This is a genomic window from Sphingobium sp. RSMS (assembly GCF_005406185.4).
Classification (GTDB): Bacteria; Pseudomonadota; Alphaproteobacteria; order Sphingomonadales; family Sphingomonadaceae; genus Sphingobium; species Sphingobium fuliginis.
In genome coordinates this window covers 2,174,557-2,194,112 of record NZ_CM191257.1, presented here as the reverse complement: position 1 = coordinate 2,194,112, position 19,556 = coordinate 2,174,557, and the positions used below count along the sequence as shown (strand labels likewise).

Genomic DNA, 19,556 nt, shown 5'->3' with positions numbered 1-19,556 from the left:
CGAATGACTGCACAATCCGGATCTTCGCGTTGGCCCGCGTCACTGCGGCGCTGCGGGGCGCTGCGGGTTCGCTCAGGGAAGTGAAAATTTGCTGGCACCATTATAAGCTCCTCAGCCTTCGTTTGCTGCTCGATCGAGCCAACCGTTCCATGAAACATCCTCGGCCAAGCCCGTGCCCTTGGGCACGGCCGCGTGGCTAGGTGACTGGGAGGAATCGTTGATGTCACGTTGAACTCCACGTTGAACCAGCGTTGAAGTCACATTGAAGTCTGCTAACCTGCGGTCTGCCGTGCTCAGCAGCTCTGGGCGGCCATCCTGAATGATCTCCCGATAGCGCTCAATGTATTCTCGTCCCTCAACATGAAGCTGTTGAAGCCAGCGCGCTGAATTGCTGGTTTTCGCACGGTATCGTAGCCGAGGTACCCCGAAAAGTTGCACCTTCCGCAGTAAGCGTTCCGCAGGCAGCAAAACCTTCGATGTGCACCTGTCCTCATAGAACGCGGCAAAATATTCCTGCTCGGAAGTCGTGTCATCATAGAGAGCGACTGCAGCACGGATTGCGTAGCTGCCTAAGATCGTCTCAAATTCCTGCCAATCGACGCCACCCTGCCGTTCAACTGCAATAGGATGAATCAACAGTGATGTGTCGGACTCATCCTCAGCCAAGTAATAGACCCATTGATCGTGCCCCGCGGGATGGTGTAACAGCGCGGATCCTTGGTAGAGGATCGGACTGGATCAGGCCGCCACGCCGGGCAGCTTGATGAGAGGATTGTCGCTGACTGGCGCGAGACTTTCAAGGCTCATGTATCGGCGGGATACGGCCCATTCGTCCTGCTGTTCGAGCATCAGGGCGCCGACGAGCCGGATCACGGCCGCATCATTGGGAAAGATGCCGACGACGTCGGACCTTCTTTTGATCTCACCGTTGAGGCGCTCGAGAGGATTCGTGCTGGAGATCTGGGGCCAATGGTCCTTCGGGAAGGCGGTATAGGCGAGGACATCCTCTCGTGCGGCGTCCATCATTTCGGCGAGCCTGGGAGCGCGGTCGCGTAGGGCATCGGCGATTGTCCGCCACTGCTTATGGGCCTCCTGAGAGGTCTCCTGGGCAAAGATCGTCTTGATCATGGCCGTGACCGCCGGCCGCTGCTTGGTCGACACATGCGCGAGGGCATTGCGCATCCAATGGATTCGGCAGCGTTGCAGAGTAGCATGGAAGACCTTGCTGGCGGCGGCACGCAATCCTTTGTGATCATCGGCGATGACAAGTTTGACGCCCCGCAGCCCGCGATCGGCGAGAGACCGCAAGAAGCCCTTCCAGAAGGTCTCCGCCTCGGTGGGGCCGGTGGCGACACCCAACACCTCACGGCGGCCGTCGGTGCTCACCCCGACAGCGATTATTGTCGCCGTCGACAGGATCCGACCCGCCTGGCGGGATTTGATGTAGGTGGCATCGAGCCAGACGTACGGAAATTCGCCTTCTATCGGCCTGTTCAGAAAAGCGTTGACCCGCTCGTCGATCTGCTCGACCAGCCTGCTCACGGAACTCTTGGAGATGCCTGTGAGGCCCATGGCCTTCACCAGATTATCGACCGAGCGGGTCGAGATGCCTTGTACATAGGCCTCCTGAATGACCGCGGTCAGCGCCTTCTCAGCGGTACGCCGGGGTTCAAGGAAGGACGGAAAATAGGACCCCTTGCGAAGGCGGGGGATCTCCAGATCAATATGGCCGGCCCTGGTCTCCCAAGAGCGCTCACGATAGCCGTTGCGCTGAACTTGCCGCCCTGAGGGATCTCGAGCCCCATGGGGAGCGCCGGTTAGCGCCTGCACCTCGGTTTCCATCATCCGTTCAGCAGCGAAGGCCAGCATCTCGCGTACGAGATCTGCGTCTGCGCCCTTTTCAACCAGCTCGATAAGCGCCATTCTGTCTGTGGTCATCGTCGTCTCCGATAGGTTCATTGGTTTCGCAACCCGAACTCTACCGAAGATCGGCGATGGCCGCCAAGACAGGGGCCATGTCATTGCTGGGACTTAAGGCTCCGGTCGCTACGCTCCCTGCACCTCAAGCCCCAGCAATGACGCTGTTACACCATGCGATGGGACGCGGCCGACCCATTCAATCAGCCCGGCATCCTTAAGGATGCGCAGGCGATCGAAAAACTCGACAGCATGGTTCTTGCCTGCAGCTTTCTCCTCTGGGGTAGGATCGCGTCTGTGGACATCAAAAGGACCGCCCCAGCTCACATATTCGTTATCATAGGTGAAGACCCAAAGCTGATAGGCGCCAGTTGCCCGAACAGTCTCTCGGTTAAATTTACGGCGCAACCACCTACGATCAACTCCACCCAGCTCGGCAAGGTCCTGAATGCCATACAGATCAACCAAAAGCCTAAAGGCCATTGGATCGCGTGCACGCCTCACTCGTTCTACAGGGGGGCGCTCGCCGTCAGCACCATCGACCAATGTCTTCGGCATCCAAACCATCTGGAGCTTGCGCGGGGGCGGCAATGCGTAAGAACCATCAGGGTGCTGGATAAGATAACCAAGCTGGCGCGCTCGAGCTGCCGCAGCTTTCTGCGAAGATCCAATCGGTTGCTTCCCATCCTGTACCAGATCGACCGTCTGAGACGCCATCCCGCTGATCGGCGGCAATTTCTTCTCGACCGGAATAAGGTCAAGTCGCGGGCGAGCGCCCTTCCTGATCCACGACACGAAACCGGCCTCAACCAACTTATCGATGCAATCGCGCGCTTTCCGCCAGTTCAGCGACGTGCGCCCGTTAATTGCCTCTCGGGACCAAGTCGAAGTACGATTGTCCACACCCGTCCCGGCAGCCAGAATTAGATAGCTCGCAGCTATATCCGGATCCCCGAGAGAACAGACGGCATGATATGTATCAAGATCGACGGCGAAGAAGTTCCCGCGCTTCTTGGCGGGCGTAACTTCGCCTGCCTGTTCAACTGTGTCTGCGTCTTCGTTTGCCATTCACTAGGGTTGAGACTCAATCACAGCCAGAAGGCCACGGCGGCTGCGAGGCTTACGGCTGACAGGAAGTTTCTGGCGAGCTTGTCGTAGCGGGTTGCGATACGGCGAAAATCCTTGAGGCGGCAGAACATGGCCTCGACCCTCCAACGGTCCTTGTAACGGCGTTCGTCATACTGGATCGGGCGCTTGCGGTTGCGTCGACCGGGGATCACGGGGATTGTGCCCTGTTCGCGCAAGGCGGCCCGGATGCGGTTGGCGTCGTAGCCCCGGTCGGCGATCACCCGCTTCATGCCGATGGTCTCGCCAATCAGTAGGTCTGCGCCCTTCACATCCGACGTGTTGCCGGGCGTCAGGACGAGGCGGAGTGGTCGCCCGAGGACATCGACGAGCGCGTGGATCTTCGTTGTCCTGCCGCCACGCGAAATGCCAATGGCATTGGCCCGCGCCCCCCTTTTGCACCACCGGCAGAGCGGTGGGCCTTGATGTAGCTGCTGTCGATCTGGCCAGTCTCCGCGATCCAGCCTTCCTCGGTCAGCGCCGCCAGGATACGGGTCCAGATGCCCCGGCGGCTCCACCGGTTCCAGCGATTGTAGACCGTCGTCGAAGGGCCGTATTCAGAAGGGCAATCCGCCCAGCGGCCACCGCACTTGAGCATGTGAATGATGCCCGAGATCACCCTGCGATCATCGACCCTTCGCGCTCCGGGCTGGTTCTTCGGCAAGTGCGGCTCAATCGCTGTCCACGCTTCATCCGACAACCAGAACAACGAACGCGACATTCCAAACAGCCTCCAGCTTCAGCGGAGACCCCCTGAATCAAAGTGAACGCAGATTTTCAATAGGCTGATTGGGTTTGGACCCTAACCTCCGGATCAACAGCATCGCCAAGCTACCAGAGTCATGCTTTGTTCGCGATCTCAAATATTCGCTCGAAACCCTACAATAGGTGCGCGTCATGCACCGCTCTCGCGATCATCCGATGTGAAGCAGGCCAGAACCCACACCACCGCACGCTTGTGGCTGGATGGGTTCACCCGGCGCTTACCGCTATCGGCGATCAGGCCCTTGGCCTTCAGTTCCGAAAAGCGGGGCTGGACGGACACGCGATCGATGGCGAGCAAATCCGCCGCCTCTTCCGGAGTCAGCCCGTTGGTGCCACGGCCCTTCACCGCATTGAACACCTGGCGCTGGAGCCTGCCCAGCTTATCGCTGATCGCTTCTGCGGCTTCCCGGCCCGTCTCCGCCGACCCCTTGAAGCCGGGAGTATTGGGATAGACATGGCCGGGAGAGGAATAGCCGCCTGCACGGCTTGCATGGAATTCACGGTCGAACAGATCAGACATTTTCATCTCCCGCGACAGGAGGAAGCCCGGCCCGGTCCAGCAGCTTGGCAAGCCATTCAGCCTGCGCCGGGGTCATGGGCGTTGGATCGACGGCGAGTTGACCAAGGAAGGAACCAGCCTTCCGGGTCAGGCGCTCGCCGCTGTTCAGCAGCGCCACGGCGGCTGCGCTATGGTCGATGAAGGGGGCCATCATGCCTCACCCCCTTCCGCTGTCTGGTCGATGACGGGCCAGCCATGAGCAGCGTGCCGGGCGTCGGCGCAGCGCTTGGCCTCGCCGTGGTGGCGAAATTCAAGGCTGGGCCATGAGACCGAGCGCGGCTCAAAGCTGACGAGGAAGCGGCCACCGATCGCGGCCTTGCTGATGACGATCTGATCAGGCATGGCCAGCGCCTCCTTCGCCGCGAAGGAATGCGCCAGCGGCGGCAGATGCTTCCCGCTCGCGCTTTGCCATGACGACGAGCATACCGCCGATCCCGGCCAGCATGGCAGCATCCTCAAGGCCGATCTTGCCGCGATGATCGGCAAGGAACTGCGCAAGTTGCTGGGCGGAATCGAGCCAGAAGCCCGACACATCCCAACCATCCGGAAGGACAATTTCATGCAGCATGATCGACAGCATTTCCGCCGCTTCGGGCGTGACCAACATGGGATTAGGCATGACGACCCTCCCCGAAATGGAGGGACAGGATCAGGTCGCCAACGCTGGGCGAAACGCGGTGGCGCTGCATCAGCAGTTGCGCCCGCCAGTCTGAACCCTTATCCTTGCTGCTGTCGTGGTTGACGAAATTCGCGGGGCTGGGAATGTGGCGTTCCCGGCCCCTTTTCTTTCCGGCGCTATCGGCGCGCCGTGCCGTCACCAGCGGCATTCAGGCAGCGGCCTGCGAAGTGGATTCCAGAACATGCTGGCTGGCCCACGCGTCCAGGTCCTTGACCGCATAGGTGACGATCTTGGAACCGAGGCGACGGAATGCTGGCCCGGTGCCCTCAATGCGCTTCCGTTCCAGGGTGCTTTTGCCGATGCCAAGATACTTCGCGGCATCAGGCGTGCGAAGATATGCCTGCGTCATAATCGATCCTTCGCCCAGATCATGACCAGCGAAATTGCGTGGTTACGTCTGAGGTCGGATGACGATCTGCTGCCAGAATTTCGGGCTGCGGAGAGGGTAACGGGGTAACCCCAGGCCACTGGGTTATGCCAAATTGGGGGGTACCCCTATGTCAAACCCGCAGAAAACCGTTGATTGAGGGGTTACCCTCCCTTCATGCTTTGGTCGGAAATTTCCCGGATGAAGGTCGCCATCACCCCATGGGCGGTTTCACCTAAAGCGGTCAGCCCTTTGTCGGGTCGCCACGCTGCTTTCTCCGCCTTCCTATTAGGATCACCGGCATAGGGGTTGCATTGCAGGCCGAAGCGCGGGGCAATCTCCTCTATGGCGCGTTCAACTTCGATTTTCTTCGGCTGGGGGCGCTGTCTGAGTCTGTCGCCAAACTGCTCGATCACCGCCAGCATGAGTTTCATGTAGGGCGATAGGTGCAGCCGTTCGGCCGTCGATGGAACGGCAATTTCTGGTTCGCGGATCAGCGCCAGCCTCGCCATCAGTTCATCGCGGCCTATGAAAAGGAAGTAGCCGCCAATCTGGCCCGCCGAGAATGCAGCGTCGTGCGCGGCCTTTCCGAACCAATGGCCCTGCTCCACCTTCAGCATTCGCCCGGACTTAAGTGTGAACGCAGCAACCCGACTATTACGTAACTCATCTCCGAACCATTCGATTGCGGCACTCACGCGCTTATGAGCATTCCAATTTCCTTGCCATTTTTTAGCCTCACGGTCCCAAAAGGCGTCATCTTCTTTCACCGGACTGCGGGCTTCGGCCCGCACCATCTCGGGCGGCCTTTGTGGCACCAACGCGAGAAGATCATAAAACGACCATTCATCACCATGGAGCGCTTTACCCACCTCTATTAGAGCCTGCCAGCAATAGAGATATTCGTCAGATGCTACCGGCCATGACGAGGCGTCCGACGATATTGGGATATTTAGCAGGCGCCCGCCATAGCAGGACCGAGTAGGGTCTTGCGGAGGCGTGATGCTAACCCCCCTCATGCTTGCCGCCTCGCCAGATCAATGACATTCGCCGGGCTGGCCTGCCGTGCTGCCAGTGTTTTCACCCGCTTGCCCCACGCGGTAAGCGCCTCCGCCTTTTCGTCTTGGAAGCGGTAGACCTGATAGACGCCGACGATCCCGTCGCGGGTGCCGGATCGGTGATTCAGAATTTCCTCTGTGACTTCGACCGGAACGCCGAGCTTCTGACAGCCTACGGCCAGCGTTCGGCGCAAGTCGTGGAAGCGCCAATCCTTTAACTGCACCTTCTCGACATCGCTCCCGGCCGCCTGGGCGACTTCCTGCATCTGCGCTAATATGGTTGCGTCCAACTTGGCCTTTGGTTTCGAGAAGGCGGTTAGGGCCGTTCCACTCGATGACGGGAACACAAGGTCATGGTCATTCTTGATCTTCGGCAGATCGGTTATGATTGCCAAGGCTTCGGGGCTTAGTGGGACAAGAGTTGTCTGGCCGTTCTTTGTCCGCTCGCCAGGGATGAGCCACGTCGCGGCTTTCAGGTCCAGTTCCTTCCATTCCATATGTGCCACTTCGCGGAGGCGCTGGCCTGTCAGGATCAGGAGGCGAATGATGGGGAGGAACGGCCAGCCCATACCGCCCGCAGCCTGCCACACCCCTGCAAGTTCATCGTCCGCAAGATGGCGCTCGCGCTTCGCGACCGTGCCGGGGCGCTGCACATCGGACAGCGGCGATTGCGCGGCCTTATAATGCCTCTTCTCCTTTTCCAGCGCATAGACGTCGATAGCCCGCAGGACATTGTATGCGCGCAGGGCGGTGGACGATCCGCGCTCTCCGATCTGGTCCAGCAGATCGGAAATGTCCGCCGATGCGATGGAGGGGAGGGGGGTAGAACCAAAAGCCGGTTTCAGGTCGCGGGCGATCACGCCCTCATACTCTTTCCAGCGCTTGATGTTCTTCTTCGCATAGCCGCTGATGAAATTGTCCGCGATGGTATCGAAGGCGAGGCGGCTCAACACGACTTTCTGCGCCGCCCTACTCTCCTTCTCTGCCTTCGCTGTTTCGACCTTCTCCCGCTCAGTGTCGAAGGGATCGACCTTGCGTCGTACCTGTTCCAGCAATTCGGATGCCCGGTTGCGTGCCGTCTCCGGCGTCCATGGCGATCCATGCTTCCCGATGGTCACGCGGCGGGTAGGATTGCCGCGTCCGCCGATCCGATATTGCAGGATATAGGACCGTGCGCCCTTGTCCGTCACCATCAGGCCGAAGCCCTTTAGGCTGTCGTCCCATAGGTGGCTGCGCTTGCCGGTCGCCGGCACCGGCACCGCATCGACAGCCCTTTTCGTGATCTTCCCTGTTGCCATGGGCTTATCTCCATCTGGATAAGCACAGGAATATCACGCTGGCGGTTGCATGTGAATACGTCTGAGGACGAATGACGAAACACTACGGGAACACCTAAGAAACAGAAGTGATACGCGATGGCGTATGATTGCGCTTGACTATACCGAACCTCTTATTCGTAATGCGAGGGTCACGTGTTCGAGTCACGTAAGCGGCACCAGGAACGCCCCTCCAAAGGGGCCTAAACCCTCGAAAATCAGCCAAAAATTTGGTATGCTTGAGCATCGGCTTTCCGGTGAAGCCCCCACGCGTCCACCTGCATCCAGGTGATTTGGGGGCCCCAAATCCGGGGGCCTAAATGACATGCTTGAGTCGAGGCCCCCAGATGCTGACTGCAGTTCAGATCAAGTCCCTAAAGCCCAGGGAAAAAGCCTATAAGGTCGCCGACGGCGCCGGGCTCTATCTCCTGGTCAACCCCAATGGCTCGCTGCTCTGGCGGGTGAAGTTCCGCTTTCACGGCATCGAGAAGAAGATGGCGCTGGGGCGCTATCCCGACATAAGCCTGCGAGAGGCGCGCGAGAAGCGCGACGAAGCCCGGGAATATCTTGAGCAGGGCGTCGACCCTGTTGCGCACAGGAAGCAGGAAAGGCTGAAGGCCGAGGCTGCGGCCCGCACGACCTTCCGGGTCGTGGCGGACGAATTCATCGCGAAGATGGAGATTGAGGGCAAGGCCCCCGCCACGCTCAAGAAGATGCGCTGGTTTCGCGACGTGCTGGACCCCAAGATAGGCAATCGGCCCATCAAGGATATCACGGCCCATGAGTTGCTCAGGGCGTTCAAGCGGTTCGAGCAGAAAGAACATTATGAATCTGCCACTCGCGCCCGTGCATTTTCCGGCCGCGTATTTCGTTATGCGGTGGCAACCTTACGGGCGCAGCACAACCCGGCTGACATTCTGCGTGGTGCGCTGGTCAGCCCAAAGGTAAAGCATCATGCCGCCATCCTGAAGCCGGAGAAGGTTGGCGAACTGCTGCGTGCGATCGATGGCTATGGCGGCAGGATTGAAACGCGGTTTGCTTTGCAGCTGGCCCCGCATGTCTATCTCCGTCCTGGCGAATTGCGGAAGGCAAAGTGGGACGAGATTGATTTCGAGGCGGCGATTTGGCGCGTCCCTGCCGAGCGCACGAAGATGCGCAAGCCTCATGTCTTTCCCTTGTCGAAGCAATCGCTCGATCTGCTGCAGGCTCTCCGGGCTTTGGGAAACCGGGGTGACTATCTGTTTCCTGCCAACAGTACATGGCTCAAGCCGATCTGCGAAAATACGCTGAACATCGCCATCCGGCGCATGGGCTTCACGAGCAACGAGATGACCTCGCATGGTTTCCGATCCACTGCGAGTACGCTTCTGAATGAAAGTGGGCTCTGGCATCCTGATGCTATCGAAAGGTCCCTGGCGCATCGGGAGCGTGACAGCGTCCGGGCTGCTTATCATCGTGGGGCTCATTGGGACGAGCGGGTTCGCATGGCGCAATGGTGGTCGAATTATCTCTGTCGGTTGCGGGATGGCGCGGAGGTGATCCATCCCATGTTCGGCACCTGAACCTTCTCGGCTACCACTTTTGTGTTTATTGCCAAATGGCGTCTTATGAATTATATCATGCCAAATGGAGGCGCTTATGGCGATGTTGCAGCCGATCGACACTGTTCCGGCCCCTTTCCGGCCGGAGCCGATTTCGCAGGAAGAGGGTGGCGCGCTGTTTCGTTCGGCGCTCAACCTCTTTGCGCGCTGGGGTATCACGGATGAGCAGGCTGCCGTGCTGACTGACATGCCGGTGCGGACCTACCGCAGGTGGAAGGCGGAGGGGCCGGGACGTATCTCGCGCGACGGGCTGGCCCGGCTTTCCAACTTGATGGGCATCCACAAGGCTTTGCGGATCATCTTTCAGGAGCCGCAGCGCGGATATGACTGGATCAAGGCCCCCAATGCCGCTTTTGGCGACGCCAGCGCTTTGCAGGTGATGATTGGGGGTGAACTGACCGATATCATGCGGGTCCGGCGCTATCTCGACGCGGAGCGCGGCGGCTGGTGACGACGGCAGACGAACCGCCGGTCAGCAAGGTCGAATGGGAGGGGGCGGTCAGGATCATCCGCAGCATCTATCCTCCCATCGACCTGTTCGAGGATATTGCCGACCCCGCCGACTGGCCCCTTCTGCTTTCAGCCGAGCAGAAGACGAATCCGCGCATCATGGCATCCGTCGGCAATATCGATCTTGTGCCGTCGGGACGGCGCGTTGGAGGTGCCGGTGCCTCATATCTGATGGCATCGTTCACGCATGTCAGCATCGATCGGCCGAGCCGCTTCTCGGGCGGAGAATTTGGCGTCCTCTACGTGGCACGCTGCTATGAAACCGCGCTGTTCGAGACGATCCATCACCATGCGGCCTTCATGGGCAGGACCAGCGAGCCTGCGGGATGGACATCTCAGTTCCGCGAGATCCTGATGAAGGTCGATGCCGAGCTTCATGATCTTCGTGACGACAGGAAGGAATTCCGGGCCTGCCTTGACGCGGATAGTTATCGAGCGGCGCAGCAACTCGCGGCGCGCCTGCGCGCCGGTGGGTCGAACGGCATTGCCTATCCGAGCGTTCGGCAGACTGGTGGGGAATGCGTCGCTCTCTTCTACCCGGATTGCGCGTCCGGCCCTGTTCAGGGGCGGCATCTGGATTATCACTGGGATGGAAAGCGGGTCGATCTCGTGCGTGATGCAGGAAGCGGCGCCGTCTTCAGGGTCGTCGAGGCAGCATGAACGCCGTCCATGATCGCCATGCACATGCGGCCGAATTGTTGGGCGCACATCCTGACTTCCGTGTGCAGCGACGCCTCATGCCGGTACCGGCGTTCCATGAGGCGGTCCCATTCGTCCCGAGCCGGATTGGCGTCGTGATCGACGTTGAGACAACCGGGCTGAACCACGATGCGGATCGCATCATCGAACTGGCTGTCCAGCGCTTCCGGTTCGACGCACGGGGGCGCATCATCCAGGTAGGCACGCCCCGCGTCTGGCGTGAGGATCCGGCCATGCCGCTGGACCCCAGGATCACGATGCTTACCGGCCTGACGGCGGAAGACCTTGCAGGTCAGGCTATCGACGATGCTGCGGCCGTGGACATACTTGCCTCTGCCGACATCGTCGTTGCCCATAATGCCGCTTTTGATCGACCGTTTGTCGATCGTCGCCTGCCGGCCATTGCCGGCAAGCCATGGGCCTGTTCAATGGCCGAACTGGACTGGCTCGAGCTTGGTTTCGAGGGGCGGGCACTTGCGCATCTCATTTCGCAATGTGGATGGTTCTACGAGGGACATCGGGCCGAAAACGACATACTCGCCCTTCTGTATCTGCTTTCGCACGGAATGCCGGACGGCGACACGATCCTTGCAAAGCTCATTGCTTGCTCGGAGCAGCCAACCTGGCGCGTCAACGCCATCGATGCGCCTTTCGATGCCAAGGATCGTCTGAAAGCGCGAGGGTATCGCTGGGATGCTGCCTTGCGCTTCTGGTGGAAGAGTATCGGCCAAGGGGAGGCAGATGCCGAGCGCGGCTGGCTGCTCAGTGAGGTTTATGGTGGATATGGCGAACCAGCGTTCATACCCGTCACGGCCTGCGAGCGGCATCGATAAACCGTAGGTCGCATTCTTACGCCGAGCGCTCGCCGGCTTCATGCCGCCCAGCGATCAAGGTCCGGAAAAAGCGGCAACGCCGGCGGATTGCCGGGCTCCGCGACACGAGCATCGAATGCCGCGACAGTCAGCCATTCGATGCGCCACTCGACACGGGTAGCATTGCCCTCGAAATGAACGAAGCCGGCACCATCGCGAGCGACTTCCCAACGGCAGCGCATATGCTTGTCGTAGGAGCCCATCAGCAATGTGCCGTCGCTCAGGCCAACCAGAAATCGATCGTCATTTTCATAGGGCACTGCCAACACCGTTTCCACGTCGCCGGTAACCCGCAGGCGGACACTATCCGAAATCGGGGGTGATCAGAACGCACATCGCCGAATCCCTCTTCCCTACATTAGAACAAATAGCGAACATATCGAGCAGGAGAGGAGTCGGCAATGCTGATTATAGACGGATCGTTTCTTCTTGGGGTGGCTGCGGTGCTGACCAGTCTGGCGACGCTGTGGCGGGCCGTAAAGGAGCGAAGGTAGCAAATCACAGTCTGATGTCGGCTGGGAGACAAGGTCCGGCATATGGCTATATTTGGCTTTGGATTCTGTGGGAGTTTCAGCACCGACAATCCGTTTCCCAATTTCCAGTTTTGGCCGATAGGCGAATGTCTGGTTCGGAGCTGGGATGTGGGGATAGCTGCCGTTCGCGCGCGTCGGCTGCCGACCAATGCACGAACCCGCTCCGCGGGAGGGTCGCGTGGGGCACTGTAATGCGGTAAATATGGGCCTTTGGCGGGGCGAGGTTGCCCTTTGAGGTTGGAAGTTCCTTCAGCGAAGAGGAACTTGCCATGACTATCTCGATCCTGCTCGCGCTATGCCGCGATCCAGTCTAAGAGCGAAATGACGACAGACCAACGTATTAGGGTTGGGTCAACAAAGAGGGGCGACGTTGCAACGGCTGACTGCAGAAAGTGACGGAATCGTATTTGGCTACACGTCTCGGAACGCGCGGACTTACAAGTCCATGAACTATCATCGTCAAAGAATTAAGTCCGGAAAAACGCTATGGGCTAAGACAGTGGCAGTTTCTGAAGAGGCGGATTTCTTCGATACGAGCGATGATAAAATCTGGCAATGCGACCAAGATAATCACTGGTGGATTTCCCATAACGCCTCTCTCATCGTAGGAGAATCCGGCGAGCGGGTCGCCTTTTTTCCTTATTGTGGCAATCATCCCGGGCCTTGGCACGGCTACCCAGTGTCGCCTTCTAATGACGAGCATTATGAGATCCCAGAAGAGATTATCTCAATGTGGGAAGCAGGCGATGAACCGCAAATTGACGAGCTGATCGCTGGACGCATCCGGAAGGGCAAAATATGAGACGGAAGACGCTCAGTCTGCACGGATCATACGTTGAGTGCTACCTATATTTCGATTTTGCATGGCTCATCTCGAAAGATGGCCTGATTCGCGCTTTCGATATTGAAGAATTCTGTAACAAGCGACTGAATGGAAGTGGCAACGCTGCCGGCAAACTGTTCGCCGACAACCGCAGAATTGTTCTCGGCAGGCCGGATCAGGAGATTGATCGCCTACTAGAAGTAGATTCAACAATTGATGTCAGCGAAGATGACGTCGAGCGGTTTTCTTACACTTTCGACAGAAAAATTGATTTTAAGTCAGTCCTAGATATTCGTTTTTATTATGGCCGAGCATACTTAAGCACCGAGAAGAGTATTCATCAGTTTACAGCGCTTGACCGTGACAATCTGGAATTTGGCGGTATCGGGCGCACTGCCAGAGTTTCACTTAATCAACGACGTGTGTCGGATTTGGCCTGTCGGCAGTTTCGATGCCGTTATGGTGCAGTCAGCGCCGCGTGCGGAAAAAACGGTGGACTGATCGCGTTTGGGACGAGCACAGACGAAAGCGGTTGGGAAATAGCGTTCCAAGAGTTTGCTTCGCAGTCGTATGGCATCGAATTGAACACGGATGCCATTTCGAATCTGCGGACGCCCACTCAAGTAGAATTCTACCGCGCAAAATCTGGACGTGCTGCTTTGGCCGTGGAAAACAGGTTTGAAGCTGAAGAAAGCAAACAGGATAATGTCGAGCTGATGACGGTCAGCGGGTTGGATTACACAGATCAGTCGGCACTCTTTAAAGAGTTAATCGAACATGCCGGGTCATCCGCTAAACGGGTATTTCTGTTCAAGAGCACCATCTGGGTGGAGTTCCAAAACGGTACCATCAAGCGTTTGGCTGCTACTGATAGAGATCAAATTGTAGAAATCCCTCGGGAGCTAGGAAGCTTCACAGCGCCGGGCCGCGTTTTGTCAACGGATAATACAAAAATGGGCGTTGTCGTTGAAAGCGACGATAGCGTTTTCCTCCGCCGACCGAAATTATGGGTAACCTTGGTGAATGATCAAGTGCATTCGGTGCGGGGCTACATGAACTCAAAGCGCTATCAAAATATCGTCACCGCTGTCAGGCGTGAATGCGTCGAGTTGATTGCTCTGGTCCCATGAGACGGGCCGCTGTTTAGCGGAAGATCGCGGAGCTCGAGCAATCAGATAACTTCGAGCTGAAAAGGTCGAACGCGGCGTGTGGCTCAGGTGGAACCATCAACGATAGCGATGGCGCTCTCTCTGTTCGCCATGACCGAGGTCACAATTTGTGGCCCAGCGAGCCCACGCTCGACCTGCTGCCTTGTGGATTGAACACCCGCGACATCTTTATACCCGGCTTTCACCTCGATAGGATCATGTTGAAAGCCCGAGATTATTAATGAATCCGCTTCCTGTGCCCCTCCAGCAGTGAGATTTTATGCCGACTGAACCGTCCGATCAAACGATTGTGCTGAGCCTATTGCGGGGCGCCGTTCCAGAAAAGGCCGATGAGCTTTGCCGACTGTGGGCCGACCATCAACATTCCGTTGAAGTCGCCCCGAGCGGCGCTGGCCTGACATTGAACGCGACCAGCAAGCGGATCAAATTTGACACCAAGACGGTGGATTTCTTCTGGCTATTGGGTTTCGCCGCCTGGCACGCAATCGAGGTCTACGCCCCCGCGCTGATCCTTGTCACCAGTACCGGCGTATCGATCGACGCGGCGCTCAAGGCTGATCACGGCCGGGGCCAGTTCGAGTTCGACTTCAAGCAACGCATCGCTGCCGCCCACAGTCTCCGGGCGGCGGGTAGCACCGCCGCCATCCAATGGCCCGAAGACATTCCCATGCCGACCGCTGACCGCGCCAGCCTGGGCGACGCGCGAGCGATGGCGGCCTCCGACCTTGTCGGCCTGGCCTTCGCCTTCGCACTCCTTCACGAGCTGAAGCACGTCATCTTCCGCGCGGCCGGTAACGCACCCGAGGAAGGCTATGAGGAAGAGTTGGCCTGCGACACGTGGGCGCGCGAAACGATGACGAGCAACTTGGCCGAATATGCCCGCGACAACGGCCACACCTTCGCGCAGGTCGCTCAGAAGCGGGCCATGGGCATCGCCCTCGCGGCGATCATCGTCCACGCAATGACACCCGTCCATGCGCAACGGGGAAATGCCGACTACCCGCCAATCGGAGAGCGCATCCGAGCCATGATCGACGGCCATGGCCTGTCAGAAGGATCTCCCTTCTGGACCTTCACCGCCTGCCTGCTCATCGCGATCATGCGCCAAGAGAGCCGACCGCTGGACCTCGTCGCGACATCGGACAAGGCAGTGGTCGAAGGCCTTCTCGACCTGATCGGCTGAGGTGGACGCGAGCGATGCCGGTCTATTTCATAGGCGAAGAGGACAGCGGCTATTGCCGCATCAAGATCGGCGTCGCCAAGGACATCGAAAAGCGTCGCGGCAACCTCCAGACTGGCAATCCCTCCGCTATCCGTCTCCTCGGATGGATCAATACCGAGGAGACGTTCGAGCTGGAACGTCGCCTGCATCGTCACTTCGCAGCGACACGGGTTCGCGGCGAGTGGTTCGCGCTCGAGCCGGCAGACATCCTGCCAATCCTCATGCGCGCCACCAGCGACGGCTTTGTCGCGAAGAATGCCGACGCCTTTCAGATCGTCGGGTACGATCGCGATGCCGTCCCTGAATATCTCGGCGTCTGGGAATGGGGCGATCTCGAAATCGACGAGTGTTGCCCCTTCTGCGGATGTTTTTGCGGCATGGCCTTTCAGGATGCCTCGCAGATGTATCATTGCATCAACTGCGACGCGCTCACCGACTTTTCGGAGCTGAGCCGGCGCAACGACGAACCGGAGGACTGATCGATGGTGGAGAAGCCAAAGAGCGCAAGCGAAGCGTGGCTGGAGGCGAGAGCCCCGGGGTTTCAGGATCTACCCAACGACGATCGCCGAGCGATCTTCGACTTCGCCTTCCTCTGGAGCCTGTTCGAGGCCGAGATCATGGAAGCGAACGCCCGCGTCGATCGCATCACCGAGAAAGTCGATGCCTGGGCGGGCTCCGACATGCTGGGTGCCGACCTCTATGACGCGGAGCTGGCATACTTTCGCGACCGCTATTTTGCCAACGGCGAGCTGACCTACCACTATCCATTCCTGGACCTGCGCAAGTACGACCACCCCGACCTTGTCGAAGCCGTCATTCGGGGTGCGAACAACGATCCGCGCGACCGCATTCTAACCCTGCTGATGATCGTCTGGCGCCTTCGCAACAATCTGTTCCACGGCGCGAAATGGGCCTATCAGATCAAGGGTCAGCGCGATAATTTCACTCAGGCGAACGCCGTCCTCATGCGCGTGCTCGAACGCCACGGCGGGTTAGCCTGATTTACGCTTTTGTGGGCTTACGATTTTGAGTGGCAGGCCTGCGAGAAGGCTATCAAGGAGAGGGACCGGACGTTGATTGAGGCACCGATAGACAGCATAACCGAGGAGCATCTGCAGCGGCTTCTCGGCCGCCCTGAAAACAGGCGCCTGGACTTCAAAGCGGACCTGCCTGACCCCAAGGAAAAGAAGGAATGTAACGGCATGATCGCAGACATCGTCGCCTTCGCAAACAGCGAGGGCGGCGACATTATCTATGGGATCGAGGAGGAGGACGGCGTTGCTGCCCGGATCAGGCCGGTCACGCGCACCATCAGCCTCGATAAGGTGATCCAACGAATCTATAGCTGGGCTCAGGACAACATCGACGTTCGACTGCCCGCGTTCCAGGTGCATGCGGTCCCGCTGGCGCCGAAGCCAGGCGAAGCCGAGGATAAAGCTCCCGGCGAGGCGCTGGTCATCAGGGTTCCTCCGAGCCTCCTGGCCCCACACAGGAGCACGATGAACGGCACGAGTCGCTTCATGGGCAGAAACAGCCGGGGGAATTTCGAGATGGATACGACGGAGTTGCGCGAGGCGTTCGGCGCTGCCGCCGCGATCCCCGAGCGCCTCAAGGCGCTGCACGACGAGATGCTGTCGCGATGCGAGCGCATCCGCCTGCCCTTCACGCCGCCAAAGAATGATCCGCGCCTCATCGTCACCGTCGCCCCGCTCTCTGTGTTGCGGCCGAACCAAGACATAGAATTTGCGCGTGTCGATGCTAGTGTTCCGGTCTCGCCCGGCGGTCAGTTCGGCCAAGTCCACGATACGCCGAGCCTGGAAGGCTACATCATGCACCGCGCCCATCCGCGAGAGCCGCAGAATCCTCGTTCCGCGATCTCCTGGGCGATCTCACACCGCAAAGGCTATATCGATCAGGGGTGGAGCATCACCGATCTACACGCGACCGATGGAAAAACGATCTCCAAGGACGCTGTCGACAGGACGATGTGGGCCGCCGTCAGCGGTGCAGTGATGAAGCTGAAGAGTTATCGCGTCGAAGGTCCGTGGGTCATCATGGCAACCGCGTTTGCACGGGATGATCTTCCCATGCGCCTAATGATCGAGGAGCTAACCCGCACAGAAAGCCGCACCGTAACGTTGAATGAACAATCGGTCATTCTCACGGACTTTCAGCATCGCCTGTGGACGAAACTCGTCGCCCGTCAGCGATTGGCCGTAGCCGCCCCAACTTCAGCGGGCAAATCTTTCGTGCTTCAGAATTTCCTCGCGAAGAAACTGGACGAAGGCGACCTCCGCACGGTAGCCTACATCGTCCCGACGCGAGCCCTGATATCACAGGTATCGCGGGACCTGCGCCGATTGCTAGCTGCAAGATCCAACGATGGCTATACCATCGATGTCGTGACCGTCCCGGTTGAAAGCGAGATGGCACTGCCGAGCCGGGCCGTCTACGTGATGACCCAAGAGCGACTGCAGCTGATGTTGGCCCAACACGCAGCGTTCTGCGCCGACATCATCATCGTCGACGAGGCTCACACAATTGCGGAAGGCTCACGTGGCATCTTGTTGCATTGGGTGCTTGAGGAGCTTCTCGGCAGAGCGCCTCAGTCGCAGCTGCTTTTCGCAAGCCCAGGGGTTCGCAACCTCGACATCTTCGGCCGTCTCCTCGGCCTCTCCGATGTCGAGCCCATGCCATCGCGCGAAGCAACCGTCGGACAAAATTTCCTTGCCGTTCGCGTCGAGAATCCTCAAACCGGAGCGATAGCAGTTTACCTGCGCGAGCGGGGGATGCAGCCCACTTTAATCGCTAGACGAGAACTCGGATTGCGAACGGTCACGCGGGCCGAAAAGCTGGTCAATTCCGCATGCTTATTTGGCGCCGGTTCGATCAACATCGTTTATGCCAATGGCCCTGGAGATGCCGAAGACATCGCCTTGCGGCTCTCGAAGCGCTTCGAGGGTCGCAGACCAACTCCAGCTCGGGAAGCGCTGGCCGACATGATCGCAGAGGCGGTGCATGGCTCCTACGCGCTTGTCGATTGCGTACGCAAAGGCATCGGCTTCCACTATTCGAACATTCCGACACAGGTTCGTGAAGCGATCGAGAAAGCGGTAGCAGGTGGCGACATCGACTATCTAGTATGCACCAGCACCTTGCTGCAGGGCGTTAACCTCCCCGCAAAGAACATTTTCATGTGCTACCCGAAAAAAGGAAAGCACTCGGCCATCGCATCGGTCGATTTCTGGAACCTGGCTGGTCGAGCTGGGCGCCTTTTGAAGGAGTATCAGGGCAATATTTTTCTGATTGAATACGAAAACTGGAAGAAGCAGCCACTGAACGACCAGCGCGCTACCAACATCATTCCTGCGATTGAAGACAGCGTCCTGAACCGGAGTACTGCGCTCCTGCGGATCATCGGACAGCCTGTCAAGAAATCGGACGACGATCTGGAAGCTGCGTTCGTACGCTTATTACATGACCAAAAATGCGGGACGCTGGAATCAGCGTTGGAGCGCATGCAGGCTGGCCAGCGGATATCCGATGAGATTTTAGCGTCTGTTCGCAGTGCCATAGTAGCCGTTTCCGACCAGATCACAATCCCGGCTGACGTCCTTCGCAAGAGTCCGAATGTGTCGGCGCACCGACAGCAACGGCTCTACAGCATCATCATGAAACGGGCCAGGCAGTCACCGGGCGCCGCTAAGGAATTGCTGCCAAAACATCCGAGGGACGATGGCGCCTACGATTCCTACGCCATGATCCTGCAACTATGCCACCGCGTCATCTTGGGGTTGAAGCGCGAGAGCAAGTTCCATCGGTTTCTCGCTCTAATCGCGCTGTGGTGGATGGAAGGTCGGCCTTTACCTCGCATCGTCCAGAACCAACTCGACAAGTATCCGGACGATGATCAGCGCGAGGTCGTACGCAAGACCTTAGAATTGGTCGAACGCGAGGTCCGATACCAATGCGTGCGCCTTTTCAGCTGCTACACCGCCATATTGCTCCAAGTCCTTGAAGACTTGGGTTTCGAGGACGTCAGGAACGCTGTTCCATCGGTTCCGCTATATCTGGAGATAGGTGCGTCTGACCGCACCATGATTAGCTTGATGGCATTGGGGGTGTCCCGCGTCGTTGCCATGAAACTCGCGCCAAAGGCACCGTCCAGAAACCTCGACGTGGCAGCAACTCGCAACTGGCTGCAGTTCCGTCCGCTCGATAGCCTTGGACTTTCGGTGGCTTTGCAGCAGGAGCTTGCCGAAATCCTTGCAACATTCGGGGAGCGGCCAGCGCTTCGCTGAGCCGATTGGTTAGCCGACGGTTCGCTGTTGGGGAGAGGGG

At 58.7% G+C, this 19,556-nt stretch carries 22 protein-coding genes; 10 read left to right on the top strand and 12 right to left on the bottom strand.

All coding sequences use genetic code 11. The annotated features are described in order from the left end of the window. Positions 1-111 precede the first annotated feature (111 nt). From EGM87_RS10505 to EGM87_RS10455, 11 genes are all read right to left on the bottom strand, one after another. Positions 112-666 (bottom strand): hypothetical protein, encoded by a 555-nt coding sequence (locus EGM87_RS10505; RefSeq protein WP_044660095.1) that lies wholly within the window; start codon positions 664-666, stop codon positions 112-114. 72 nt (positions 667-738) lie between these two features. Next, entirely contained in the window at positions 739-1,938 is a 1,200-nt protein-coding gene (locus EGM87_RS10500) for an IS256 family transposase (RefSeq protein WP_083199228.1), read from the bottom strand. Between the two features lie 108 nt (positions 1,939-2,046). Beyond that, a complete protein-coding gene (locus tag EGM87_RS10495; protein ID WP_044660093.1) occupies positions 2,047-2,985 on the bottom strand; it encodes a hypothetical protein in 939 nt (312 codons plus the stop codon). Between the two features lie 20 nt (positions 2,986-3,005). Then, positions 3,006-3,763, bottom strand: a protein-coding gene (locus EGM87_RS10490) for an IS5 family transposase (RefSeq protein WP_137708757.1) whose coding sequence is annotated in 2 segments (ribosomal slippage) — positions 3,006-3,430 and positions 3,430-3,763 — 759 coding nt in all. Because the reading frame shifts where the segments join, the coding sequence is not laid out codon by codon here. A 174-nt stretch (positions 3,764-3,937) separates the two neighbouring features. Beyond that, positions 3,938-4,327: a hypothetical protein gene (locus tag EGM87_RS10485; RefSeq protein ID WP_238320090.1), complete on the bottom strand. Its 390-nt coding sequence runs from the start codon at positions 4,325-4,327 to the stop codon at positions 3,938-3,940. After that, positions 4,320-4,520: an arginine repressor gene (locus tag EGM87_RS10480; protein ID WP_197565230.1), complete on the bottom strand. Its 201-nt coding sequence runs from the start codon at positions 4,518-4,520 to the stop codon at positions 4,320-4,322. The genes EGM87_RS10485 and EGM87_RS10480 overlap by 8 nt, the downstream gene beginning before the upstream one ends. After that, positions 4,517-4,708 carry a hypothetical protein gene (locus EGM87_RS10475; RefSeq protein ID WP_044660092.1) on the bottom strand — a complete coding sequence of 64 codons (192 nt, stop codon included), beginning with the start codon at positions 4,706-4,708 and terminating at the stop codon, positions 4,517-4,519. Before EGM87_RS10475 ends, EGM87_RS10480 begins: the two co-directional genes overlap by 4 nt. Further along, positions 4,701-4,985, bottom strand: coding sequence for a hypothetical protein (locus EGM87_RS10470; RefSeq protein ID WP_137710334.1), 285 nt, complete (start codon positions 4,983-4,985; stop codon positions 4,701-4,703). The genes EGM87_RS10475 and EGM87_RS10470 overlap by 8 nt, the downstream gene beginning before the upstream one ends. Positions 4,986-5,193: 208 nt before the next feature. Then, the gene (locus EGM87_RS10465) at positions 5,194-5,394 is read right to left on the bottom strand and encodes a helix-turn-helix transcriptional regulator (RefSeq protein WP_044660089.1); all 201 of its coding nucleotides are present in this window, start codon (positions 5,392-5,394) and stop codon (positions 5,194-5,196) included. Between the two features lie 182 nt (positions 5,395-5,576). Then, positions 5,577-6,284 carry a hypothetical protein gene (locus EGM87_RS10460; protein WP_137710335.1) on the bottom strand — a complete coding sequence of 236 codons (708 nt, stop codon included), beginning with the start codon at positions 6,282-6,284 and terminating at the stop codon, positions 5,577-5,579. Positions 6,285-6,427: 143 nt separating this feature from the next. After that, positions 6,428-7,768, bottom strand: coding sequence for a tyrosine-type recombinase/integrase (locus EGM87_RS10455; RefSeq protein WP_044660087.1), 1,341 nt, complete (start codon positions 7,766-7,768; stop codon positions 6,428-6,430). A 365-nt stretch (positions 7,769-8,133) separates the two neighbouring features. Between EGM87_RS10455 and EGM87_RS10450 the strand changes: the two genes are divergently transcribed. The 4 genes from EGM87_RS10450 to EGM87_RS10435 all read left to right on the top strand — a co-directional run bounded on the left by EGM87_RS10450 (position 8,134) and on the right by EGM87_RS10435 (position 11,429). After that, entirely contained in the window at positions 8,134-9,348 is a 1,215-nt protein-coding gene (locus EGM87_RS10450; protein ID WP_137710336.1) for a tyrosine-type recombinase/integrase, read from the top strand. 76 nt (positions 9,349-9,424) lie between these two features. After that, positions 9,425-9,838 carry an MbcA/ParS/Xre antitoxin family protein gene (locus EGM87_RS10445; RefSeq protein ID WP_044662753.1) on the top strand — a complete coding sequence of 138 codons (414 nt, stop codon included), beginning with the start codon at positions 9,425-9,427 and terminating at the stop codon, positions 9,836-9,838. Beyond that, positions 9,832-10,557 (top strand): RES family NAD+ phosphorylase, encoded by a 726-nt coding sequence (locus EGM87_RS10440; RefSeq protein ID WP_171010091.1) that lies wholly within the window; start codon positions 9,832-9,834, stop codon positions 10,555-10,557. Before EGM87_RS10445 ends, EGM87_RS10440 begins: the two co-directional genes overlap by 7 nt. Beyond that, entirely contained in the window at positions 10,554-11,429 is an 876-nt protein-coding gene (locus EGM87_RS10435) for a 3'-5' exonuclease (protein WP_044660085.1), read from the top strand. Before EGM87_RS10440 ends, EGM87_RS10435 begins: the two co-directional genes overlap by 4 nt. 38 nt (positions 11,430-11,467) lie before the next feature. Here the strand turns inward: EGM87_RS10435 and EGM87_RS10430 are convergent, their stop codons facing one another. Further along, positions 11,468-11,746 carry a hypothetical protein gene (locus EGM87_RS10430; protein ID WP_238320088.1) on the bottom strand — a complete coding sequence of 93 codons (279 nt, stop codon included), beginning with the start codon at positions 11,744-11,746 and terminating at the stop codon, positions 11,468-11,470. A 700-nt stretch (positions 11,747-12,446) separates the two neighbouring features. Here EGM87_RS10430 and EGM87_RS10425 point away from each other — a divergent pair. The 6 genes from EGM87_RS10425 (at position 12,447) to EGM87_RS10400 (ending at position 19,516) form a co-directional block, all read left to right on the top strand. Next, positions 12,447-12,803: a hypothetical protein gene (locus EGM87_RS10425; protein ID WP_137710337.1), complete on the top strand. Its 357-nt coding sequence runs from the start codon at positions 12,447-12,449 to the stop codon at positions 12,801-12,803. After that, positions 12,800-13,954: a hypothetical protein gene (locus EGM87_RS10420; protein WP_044660083.1), complete on the top strand. Its 1,155-nt coding sequence runs from the start codon at positions 12,800-12,802 to the stop codon at positions 13,952-13,954. Before EGM87_RS10425 ends, EGM87_RS10420 begins: the two co-directional genes overlap by 4 nt. Positions 13,955-14,252: 298 nt before the next feature. After that, a complete protein-coding gene (locus EGM87_RS10415; protein ID WP_044660082.1) occupies positions 14,253-15,176 on the top strand; it encodes a phage exclusion protein Lit family protein in 924 nt (307 codons plus the stop codon). 14 nt (positions 15,177-15,190) lie between these two features. Further along, complete coding sequence (locus EGM87_RS10410; RefSeq protein WP_044660081.1) at positions 15,191-15,694, top strand: GIY-YIG nuclease family protein; 504 nt, start codon at positions 15,191-15,193, stop codon at positions 15,692-15,694. Positions 15,695-15,697: 3 nt separating this feature from the next. Continuing rightward, positions 15,698-16,216, top strand: a complete 519-nt coding sequence (locus EGM87_RS10405; RefSeq protein WP_044660080.1) for a hypothetical protein — start codon at positions 15,698-15,700, stop codon at positions 16,214-16,216. A gap of 72 nt (positions 16,217-16,288) precedes the next feature. Then, positions 16,289-19,516 (top strand): DEAD/DEAH box helicase, encoded by a 3,228-nt coding sequence (locus EGM87_RS10400; RefSeq protein WP_171010077.1) that lies wholly within the window; start codon positions 16,289-16,291, stop codon positions 19,514-19,516. The last annotated feature ends 40 nt before the right edge of the window (positions 19,517-19,556 follow it).